This is a genomic window from Chromobacterium sp. FG22 (assembly GCF_057809415.1).
This window is the reverse complement of the sequence record NZ_JBMDJX010000017.1, coordinates 94,936-103,714: the sequence shown is the minus strand read 5'-3', so window position 1 is coordinate 103,714 and position 8,779 is coordinate 94,936. Positions and strand designations below refer to the sequence as shown.

The 8,779-nt window shown below is 67.7% G+C and carries 8 protein-coding genes; 7 read left to right on the top strand and 1 reads right to left on the bottom strand.

Annotated features, from left to right (window positions below; translation table 11 throughout):
* The 7 genes from ACODSD_RS16820 to ACODSD_RS16790 all read left to right on the top strand — a co-directional run.
* Positions 1-479: MotA/TolQ/ExbB proton channel family protein (locus ACODSD_RS16820; RefSeq protein ID WP_488877877.1), on the top strand; the 479-nt coding region annotated here is incomplete at its 5' end.
* The gene (exbD, locus tag ACODSD_RS16815; RefSeq protein WP_488877876.1) at positions 480-899 is read left to right on the top strand and encodes a TonB system transport protein ExbD; all 420 of its coding nucleotides are present in this window, start codon (positions 480-482) and stop codon (positions 897-899) included.
* Between the two features lies 1 nt (position 900).
* The gene (locus ACODSD_RS16810) at positions 901-1,665 is read left to right on the top strand and encodes an energy transducer TonB (protein WP_488877875.1); all 765 of its coding nucleotides are present in this window, start codon (positions 901-903) and stop codon (positions 1,663-1,665) included.
* Between the two features lie 86 nt (positions 1,666-1,751).
* Positions 1,752-3,887, top strand: coding sequence for a S9 family peptidase (locus ACODSD_RS16805; RefSeq protein WP_488877874.1), 2,136 nt, complete (start codon positions 1,752-1,754; stop codon positions 3,885-3,887).
* A gap of 159 nt (positions 3,888-4,046) precedes the next feature.
* The gene (locus ACODSD_RS16800; RefSeq protein ID WP_488877873.1) at positions 4,047-6,302 is read left to right on the top strand and encodes a TonB-dependent receptor domain-containing protein; all 2,256 of its coding nucleotides are present in this window, start codon (positions 4,047-4,049) and stop codon (positions 6,300-6,302) included.
* A gap of 170 nt (positions 6,303-6,472) precedes the next feature.
* A complete protein-coding gene (locus tag ACODSD_RS16795) occupies positions 6,473-7,321 on the top strand; it encodes a 5'-nucleotidase, lipoprotein e(P4) family (RefSeq protein WP_107799937.1) in 849 nt (282 codons plus the stop codon).
* A 136-nt stretch (positions 7,322-7,457) separates the two neighbouring features.
* Positions 7,458-8,021 (top strand): MarR family winged helix-turn-helix transcriptional regulator, encoded by a 564-nt coding sequence (locus ACODSD_RS16790; protein ID WP_107799936.1) that lies wholly within the window; start codon positions 7,458-7,460, stop codon positions 8,019-8,021.
* Positions 8,022-8,031: 10 nt separating this feature from the next.
* Here ACODSD_RS16790 and ACODSD_RS16785 read toward each other — a convergent pair whose 3' ends face one another.
* The gene (locus ACODSD_RS16785; protein ID WP_227107373.1) at positions 8,032-8,511 is read right to left on the bottom strand and encodes a VOC family protein; all 480 of its coding nucleotides are present in this window, start codon (positions 8,509-8,511) and stop codon (positions 8,032-8,034) included.
* Between the last annotated feature and the right edge of the window lie 268 nt (positions 8,512-8,779).

Sequence of the window (8,779 nt, the reverse complement as noted above, 5' to 3'; positions counted from 1 at the left end):
CCGGCTGCGCCGCGCAGCCGGCGCACGAGCCGGCCCGCGGCTTGCTGGCCGAAGCCGACGCCGAGCTGCGCTTGTCCTCGCCCGGCGCGCCGCGCGACAGCGTGCAGGCGCGGGCGGGCTTCCGGCTGGAGCAATGGCAGGCGGAGCAGGGGCGGCGCTTGGCCGCCGGCATCGGCCTGCTGGCCACCATAGGCGCGGTGGCGCCCTTCGTCGGCCTGTTCGGCACGGTGTGGGGCATCATGAACAGCTTCGTCGGCATCGCCCGCAGCGGCAGCAGCTCCTTGGCCACCGTGGCCCCGGGCATCGCCGAGGCCTTGCTCGCCACCGCCGTCGGCCTGGTGGCCGCCATCCCCGCCGTGGTGATCTACAACCTGTTCAGCCGCGCGCTGGCCCGGCACAAAGGCCGCAGCCAGCAGGCGGCCGGCCTGGCGCTCTTGCTGCTTAGCCGCGAGCTGGACGTCCGCGTGGAGAGCGCTTGAATGGCCGGCGGTTTTCCCAGCAGCCAGGACGAGGGCCTGGCGGAGCTGTCCGATATCAACGTCACCCCCTTCATCGACGTGATGCTGGTGCTGCTGATCATCTTCATGGTGGTGGCGCCGCTGTCCACCGTGGACACCCGGATCGAACTGCCGGCCTCCAGCGCGCGCCAGCAGCCGCGGCCGGACAAGCCCCTTTATTTGACGATGAATCAGGACCGCTCGCTGCAACTGGGCAAGCAGCCGGTGACGCTGGCGGAGCTGGCCGCGCGGCTGGACCGCGACAGCGGCGGCCGTCGCGACACCCCGCTGTTTTTCCAGGCAGACCGCCTGGCGCGCTACGAAGACGTGATGGCGGTGATGGACGCTTTGCGCGAGGCCGGCTATCTGAGCGTCGGCCTGGTCGCCCGCGAGGGCGGCTGAGATGGCCGTCGCCGCATGGGATCGTTCGCCGCTGCCGCTGGCCAGCTGGGGCAACGCCTGTCTGCTGACGCTGGGGGCGCCGCTGTTGGCGCTGCGCCTATACCTGTCCGTGGCCGAGCCGGTTCCGGCCCCGGCCGCGCCGGCCGCCGTGATGCGGGTGTGGGCCGCGGAGGTCAGCGCCGAGCCGTCCAGCCGTCCGCTGCCCACCGGCGCGCAGCAAAGCCTGGCCGCCGCCGCCAGCCGGCCCAAGGCCGAGCGCCGTCCGGAGCGGCTGCCCAAACTGGCCGAGGCGGAAGCGCCGCGGCTGTTGGCGGCGCGGCAAAGCCGGGAACAGCCCGCGGACAAGGCGGAGGCGCGGGACAGCGAGCAGGCCTCGCAATCCGCGCCGGCCGCCAGCAGCGCCGCGCCGCGGGCCGACGCCGGGGAGGTCGCCGCCGCGCCGTTCAATAGCGAGGGCGCGGCGCGCGCGCTGAAGCAGAGCTGGGAGGGACGGGTGCAAAGCCATCTGGCGCGTTTCCGCCGTTATCCGGAAGACGCCAGCCGCCGCCGCCGCGACGGGGTGGTCAAGATGAGCTTCGTCGTCGATGCCGACGGCCGGGTTTTGTCCAGCCAGCAATTGGCCGGCTCCGGCACCGCCTCGCTGGACCGCGAGGCCGCCGCCATGCTGCAGCGCGCCCAGCCCTTGCCGGCGCCGCCGGCGGATCTGCTCAAGGGCGGCCGGGTCAGCGTCAGCCTGCCGATGCGCTTCGAGCTGAGCGAATCTTAAGCCCGGTTCCGCTCCCGTCCTGTAGCGCCTATCCATCCGGTTTTTCGCGTCGCCGCCGGCGGCGCGCATCCTGAATCGAGGTTCGCATGAAGTTGAATTCCCATCTGTCCGCGGCGGCGCTGGCCGGCGTCTTGCTGGCGTTCGCGCCGGCCGCGTCCGCGGACGCGCCGCCGCAGGCCGAACGCCGGCCGCAAAAGTTGGAAGCGCACGGGGACGTGCGCGTCGACGACTACGCCTGGCTGCGCGACGACAGCCGCAGCCGGCCGGACGTGCTGGCTCATCTGGAAGCGGAAAACCGCTACGCCGAAGCCCAGCTGGCGGCCGCCGCGCCGCTGCGCCGCACGCTGTTGGCCGAGATGCGGGCGCGCATCGGCGAGCGCGACAGCTCGCCGCCCTTTGTCGACGGCGGCTGGCGCTATCGCGAAAGCTATGCGCCGGGCGGCCAGCAGCCGCGGCTGGAGCGTCAGCCCGCCGCCGGCGGCCGCTGGCAGTTGCTGCTGGACGGGAGCGAACGCGCCGCCGGCCAGCGTTACTACCGCTTGGGCGCCTGGAGCGTGGCCGCCGGCCGGCCCATGCTGGCGGCGGCGGAAGACCTGGGCGCGCGCGGCGCCTCGCGGCTGTCGCTGCGCGATCTGTCCAGCGGCCGCTGGCTGCCGGAAACGCTGGAGCAGGCGTCCGGCAGCCTGCAGTGGAGCGCAGACGGCGGCAGCCTGTTTTACGTCAAGCTGCACCCGCAAACCCTGCGTCCCTACCAGCTCTACCGCCATCGCCCCGGCCAGCCGCAGAGCCGGGACGCGCTGGTTTACCAGGAAGACGACGAGGCCTTCTCGCTGAACCTGTCCAATACCGCCTCGCGCCGCTATCTGCAATTGATCGCCAGCAGCGCCGACAGCTCGGAAACCTGGCTGCTGGACGCGCATGCGCCGGACGCGCCGCCGCGGCGTTTCGCCGCGCGCCGGCCGGGCCGCGAATACTATCTGGATCACTACCGCGACCGCTTCTACCTGCGTTCCAACCACGAGGGCGGGCGCTTCGGCCTGTACCGCGCGGCGGCGCCGGGCGCGGATTGGGAGGCGGTGCTGCCGCCCGACCCCAAGCGCGAGCTGGACAGCTTCCAGCTGTTCCGACGCTACCTGGTGGTTAAGGAGCGCGCGGACGGGCTGACCCGCATCCGCCGCATCGCCTGGCGGAGCGGCGAGGAGCGCAGCCTGGCTTTCCCGGACCCGAGCTACCGCGCCTGGCTGGCCTACAACCCGGACCCGGACAGCGGCCGCCTGCGTTACGGCTATTCCTCGATGAGCACGCCGACCTCCACCTATGAGTGGGACATGGCCGGCGGCGGCAGCCGCCTGTTGCAGCGCAAGGCGATCGCCGGCTATCGGGCCGGGGACTATCGCAGCGAGCGGGTCTGGCTGACGATGCGCGATGGCGCGCGCGCGCCGGTGTCCTTGGTCTACCGCAAATCCTTGTTCCGCAAAGGCGGCAATCCCTTGCTGGCCTATGGCTACGGCGCTTACGGCACCAGCATGGACGCCGCCTTCGGCAGCCAGCAGCTCAGCCTGCTGGATCGCGGCTTCGTCTTCGCCATCGTCCACGTGCGCGGCGGCGGGGAACTGGGCGAGGACTGGCACCGCCAGGGCAAGCTGGAACGCAAGAGCAACAGCTTCAACGATTTCGTGGACGCCGGCCGCGGCCTGCTGCGCCAGGGCTATGCCGCGCCCGGCCGCTTGTACGCGATGGGCGGCAGCGCCGGCGGCCTGCTGGTGGCCGCGGCGATGAACCAGGCGCCGGAGCTGTTCCGCGCGGTGGTGGCGCAAGTGCCCTTCGTCGATGTGCTCTCCACCATGCAGGACCCGACGCTGCCGCTGACCACGGGCGAGTACGGGGAGTGGGGCAATCCGGAACGGGCCGAGGCCTACCGCTGGATCAAGGCCTACAGCCCCTATGACAATGTGGCCGCGCGACGCTACCCGCATCTGCTGGTCAGCGCCGGCCTGCACGACGGCCAGGTGTCGTACTGGGAGCCGGCCAAATGGGTGGCCAAGCTGCGCGAGCGGCAATGGCCGGGCCAGCGCCTGTTGCTGTTCACCGACATGATGGCCGGCCATCGCGGCCAGTCCGGCCGCTTGAACCGGCTGGAGGCGGCGGCGCGCGATTACGCCTTCCTGCTGACGGTGGACGCCGAGCCGCCGTCCCCGTCCGCGGCGCAAGCCGGAAGCTAATCTTGATCCCCGTCGCCGGCCGCGCCGGCGGCGGGCTGGAGCCCGTCACCATGTCCATTTCGTCCCCCGCCTGGCCGCCTGGCCCGCGGCTCTCCTGTTCCAAGCCGTCCGTTTTCGCGCCTGACGCGGCGGACGGCGATCACTGTGGAGAGTTTGCTTGTGAAAAAGAAAATGATGGCCCGGCTGGTCGGCGCCGCGCTGGCGGTGGCAGCCGCTCCGGCCAGCGCGGCGGAGAGCGCCGCCGGGCAGGGGAATGTTGAATTCAAACCTTTGGTGGTGTCCGGAGACGCGCTGAGCGACGAGCAGCGCGCGCTGGAGAAACCCGGCGCGGTCAGCAGCCGCGGTGAAAACACCAAGCTGCAATCGCTGGACAGCATCCTGCGCGGGATTCCCGGCACCTATACCCAGATCGACCCCGGCCAGGGCGCGGTCAGCGTCAATATCCGCGGCCTGAGCGGCCTGGGCCGGGTCAACACCATGATAGACGGCGTCAGCCAGAACTATTACGGTTCGGCGCCGTCCTCCTTGAGCCACGGCGCAGCGCCGTCAAGTTCCTTCGGCGCGCTGATCGATCCCAACTTCATCGTCGGCGTCGACGTCACGCGCGGCACCGGCGGCGGCGCCAGCGGCGTCAACGCGCTGGCGGGCAGCGCCAACTTCCGCACCCTGGGCGTGGAAGACGTGATCTTCGACGGCCAACAGCAGGGCGCGCGCCTGAAGTACAGCGTGGGCAGCAACGGCCTGGGCCGCAGCGGCATGGCGGCCGGCGCGGCGCGGACGGAACTGGCGCCCGGCGTGCGCTTCGGCCTGCTGGGGGCGATCAGCAGCAGCTCGATAGGCGGCAATTATCGCAACGCCCAGGGCGTGGACAGCGAGGCCTTCGGCTTCGGCTACGACGAGCACTTCACCCAGAACCCGCAGTCGCAGATGTTCAAGGCCAATCTGCGCGTGGGCGATGTTCACGAGGCGGAACTGTCCGCGCGGCGCTACCGCAACAACTTCGTGCGCCGCGACATCCAGAGCGACGACTTCTACCTGAAGTACAACTACACCCCGCATTCGGAATGGCTGGACTTTTCCGTGCTGGCCAGCCACGGCCGCGGCCGCCAGGCCTATCAGCGCGGTTCCCTGTTCAGCTTCTACAACAGCAGCACCGATAACATCGGCGACGCGCTGGAAGCGCGCAACAGCAGCCGTTTCAGCCTGGCCGGCGGCGACGCCACGCTGAGCGTCGGCGGCAAGTGGATGCGCAACCGCTTCACCCGCAATGTGAACAGCATGGTGCAAAGCACCGACGACAACCCGGACGCCAACCAGCAGGCGATAGAAAACAATATATTCGCGCCGGCCGGCCGCCAGGAAATCCGCAGCCTGTTCACCGGCCTGGAGTTCCGCCGCGGCATTTACACGCTGCAGGCTGATCTCAACTACAGCCGCTTCGCGCTCAGCGGCCATAAGCCGGCTTGCGATCCGCGCGTGGAATGCTTCCCGCAAGGCGCGGCCGACATCAAGCTGGAAGAAAGCGCGTTCAACCCCTCGCTCTTGCTGTCCGCCGAGATCAAACCCTGGTTCCAGCCCTTCGCCAGCTATGCGCGCACCATGCGCGGGCCGAATCCGCAAGAGGTCTTCTTCGCCAATTCCGGCGGTCAGTCGATGAACCCTTTCCTGAAAAGCGAACGCGCCGAAACCTACCAATTGGGCGTGACGTCGATGTTCCACGGCCTGCTGAGCGAGCGCGACACCCTGCGCACCAAGGCGCTGTTCTACCGCAGCCGCATCGCCGACTACATCTCCAGCCAGGCCTTCAATGTGTGCAAGGGCGGACGCAAGTGCACGCTGGACGAGTTTTGGTCCAATAGTTCCGACGACTACAACGACGGCATGACCATCTACACCAATTCGCTGACCCCGGTGCGCACCCGCGGTTTCGAGCTGGAGGCGGACTACGACGCCGGCTTCGTCTACGCGCGGCTGTCTTACAGCCGCGAGCACACCAGTCAGCCGACCTCCTTCGCCAGCGGCATGTTCTCCGTCGGCAATGTCAGCGAGCTGCCGGACGAGTACTACACGCTGGACCTGGGCAGCCGCTGGCTGGAGCGCAAGCTGGAAGTGGGCGCGCTGTTCAAGCGCGACGGCGCCAACCGCCGGCTGTCGCCGGACCAATTGCAGGACGACAGTACCAGCGCCTATCTCAAGGAGGAGCAGAAGGCCAATCCGGTCATCATCGACCTCTACGCCAGCTATCGCGTCAACAAGCAATGGCTGATCCGCGCCGGCGTGCGCAACCTGGCCAACCGCAGCTACTCCGAGCCGCTGAACACTTTGAATTCGCTTCCGTCGCAGTCGCCCGACATTTCGCCCAACAGCACGGCGCGCGGCCGCAGTTATATGCTGGCCACCGAACTGCGCTTTTAAGAAGCTGCGTACGATTTGCTGCGCGTCGGCGATACGGCGTTGAAAACGCCTTGTCTCGCCTGAGCTCGCGAGATCATAAACAGGTTCAAAGCCAGGTCGTCTCAGGGTAGATTGTCCAGGTTCCGGCATGACCGGAACCTGGACAAGACCAAACGACAAAGGAGATCTCCATGAACAAGCTCAGCCGCGCGGCCATCGCCGCCTTGTGCGCGCTCAGCGTAGGACACGGCGCGCAGGCCGCCGAGGCCGACAATCGCAACGGCCCGTCCGGCAACGGCGGCAATAATCTGCTGATCGCCGCCGCGGCCTGGAAGCAGACCGCGGCGGAATACCGCGCGCTCTACCATCAGGCTTTCAATCTGGCGCGGATGCGGCTGGATCAGGCGCTGGCGGCGCGCAAGCCCGGCGACAAACCGCTGGCCGTGATCACCGACATCGACGACACCGTGCTCAACGCCGTCAATTACTGGGGCTATCTGATCCAGCAGGACCGGGATTTCTTCGACGACGCGATCTGGGACAAATGGATTCCGGAAAACAAGCTGACCGCCACGCCCGGCGCGCTGGACTTCTTCAACTACGCCCAATCCCAGGGGGTGGAAGTGTTCTACGTCAGCAGCCGCGATCAGGGCGACAAGACCTATGAATACGCGCTGGGCAATCTGCGGGCCGCCGGTTTTCCCTTCGTCGACGAAAAGCACGTGACCATTCTGCGCGACAGCTCCAACAAGGAGCCGCGGCAGAAGGAGATCGCCGCCCAATACCATGTGGTGGCGATGTTGGGCGACAATCTCAATGATTTTCAGCGCAAATACTATGTGAAGGATGTGGACGAGCGCGCGCGTTTGATGGAGGAGGACCGCGAGCTGTTCGGCCGCAAATTCATCCTGATGCCCAATCCCACCGACGGCCACTGGATGCGGGCGATTTTCGGCGACTCCGAGCCGCCGGCCACGGACCGCAACCGCGAGATCTTCAAGAAGGCGGCCAGCAAGTCCGCCTGGAAGCCGGCGCCCTGAGCGGCCGGGCCCGGCGGGCGTTTGCGTCGCGCCGGGCCGGCCACTATGATAGCCGCGGGAGCGCCGCGCGTTGCCCTCGCTTCCGCGGCCGGCAAGGCCCGCCGCGGGTTTGATTCCTCCTCAATGTCTTGAAGCCATGTCCGCCGACGCCACCGCCCCTCTTTCCCCGTCCGATTCTTCCGCCGCGCGCGAACTGGAGCCGGCCATCGCCCCTCATTTGCAATTGCTGGCGCACAGCGCCGGCGAGGAGGTGAGCCGGACCCGCGCCGGGCTCGGCCTGCTGCTGCTGTGGCTGAGCGACGACGTGCTGGGCGCGGTGAACGCGGATTTGCAGGCCTTGGACGTGACCGAGAGCAAGCTGAACGTGTTGATGCTGTTTTCGCTGCAAGAGCAGGGCTGGTGGCGGAACGGGCCGCTGACCCCGTCGGCGATCGCCGATTATCTGGGCGTGACCCGCTCCACCGTCACCGGCCAGCTGGACTGGCTGGAACGGCGCGGTCTGCTGCAACGGCAACTGCGCGACGAAGACCGCCGCAGCCTGGGGCTGAGCCTGACCGAGGCCGGCCGGGAACTGCTGAGACAGGCGCTGCCGGGCTTCTGGCGCGCCTGCCAGCGCCTGACCGAGGCGCTGGACGAGAGCGAATGCGCGGCGCTTTGGCCTTTGCTCGCCAAAGTGTGGTGCCGGCTGAAAGCGGACTGAGGCCGCTTTCTCAGCGCGGCGCGCTGGGCTGAGCGCCGGCCGCCGCCAAGGCGTCCGCGCGGGCGCGGTCGCTGGCCTTGCAGCGGCAATGGCCGATCTGGTGCAGCTCTATCAGGTGGCCGGCCGGATCGCGCAGGAACAACTGCGTCAATTCCGGCGCGGCGACGTTGGCCTGCCGCCAGTGGGCGATGCCTTGCCGCAGCAATTCCGCCTCCGCCTGGGCGATGTCCCGCACCGCCAGCGCCACATGATTGTCCACCGGATCCTGATCCGCGCCCTGAGCGTACGGCGACACGCCGTCGTTGCCCAGCAGATGGATCTGGCAGTCGTTGCCCAGGTCCAGGAAAAACCCGGGCACCCCGGGGATGTGCCAGCGGCCGGCGTCGGCGTCCAGGCCCAGGACGTCGCGGTAAAACGCGCCCATGGCCTCAACCAGGCTCAGAGGCATGCGCAAGCCATGATGGTGCAATTCCAATACTTCGATAGCCATTAGTGTGCTTCCTTAAGTGGAGGGTGACGATAGAGGCGGCCGCCTGTCGCTATATAGTACGTTATACGTACTATACGTCAAGCGTATTTTAAGCGGGACAGACGGAAACCTCAGCCAAGCCAGCAAGCCGCGCGCCAACGGCTATATTGCCTTCATGCAATGCGGGTAGTTTTTCATGCGGATTATTTTAAATAACAAATTTAAATAGAAAAAAAATTTGCTATCTAATTGGATGGAATCTAATATCTGTTTAATGACTTGTAACTTG

Coding starts and splice junctions, on each gene's coding strand:
- ACODSD_RS16785 (WP_227107373.1), bottom strand. CDS start 8,511: ATGGCTATCGAAGTATTGGAATTGCACCATCATGGCTTGCGCATGCCT.
- ACODSD_RS16810 (WP_488877875.1), top strand. CDS start 901: ATGGCCGTCGCCGCATGGGATCGTTCGCCGCTGCCGCTGGCCAGCTGG.
- ACODSD_RS16805 (WP_488877874.1), top strand. CDS start 1,752: ATGAAGTTGAATTCCCATCTGTCCGCGGCGGCGCTGGCCGGCGTCTTG.
- ACODSD_RS16795 (WP_107799937.1), top strand. CDS start 6,473: ATGAACAAGCTCAGCCGCGCGGCCATCGCCGCCTTGTGCGCGCTCAGC.
- exbD (WP_488877876.1), top strand. CDS start 480: ATGGCCGGCGGTTTTCCCAGCAGCCAGGACGAGGGCCTGGCGGAGCTG.
- ACODSD_RS16790 (WP_107799936.1), top strand. CDS start 7,458: ATGTCCGCCGACGCCACCGCCCCTCTTTCCCCGTCCGATTCTTCCGCC.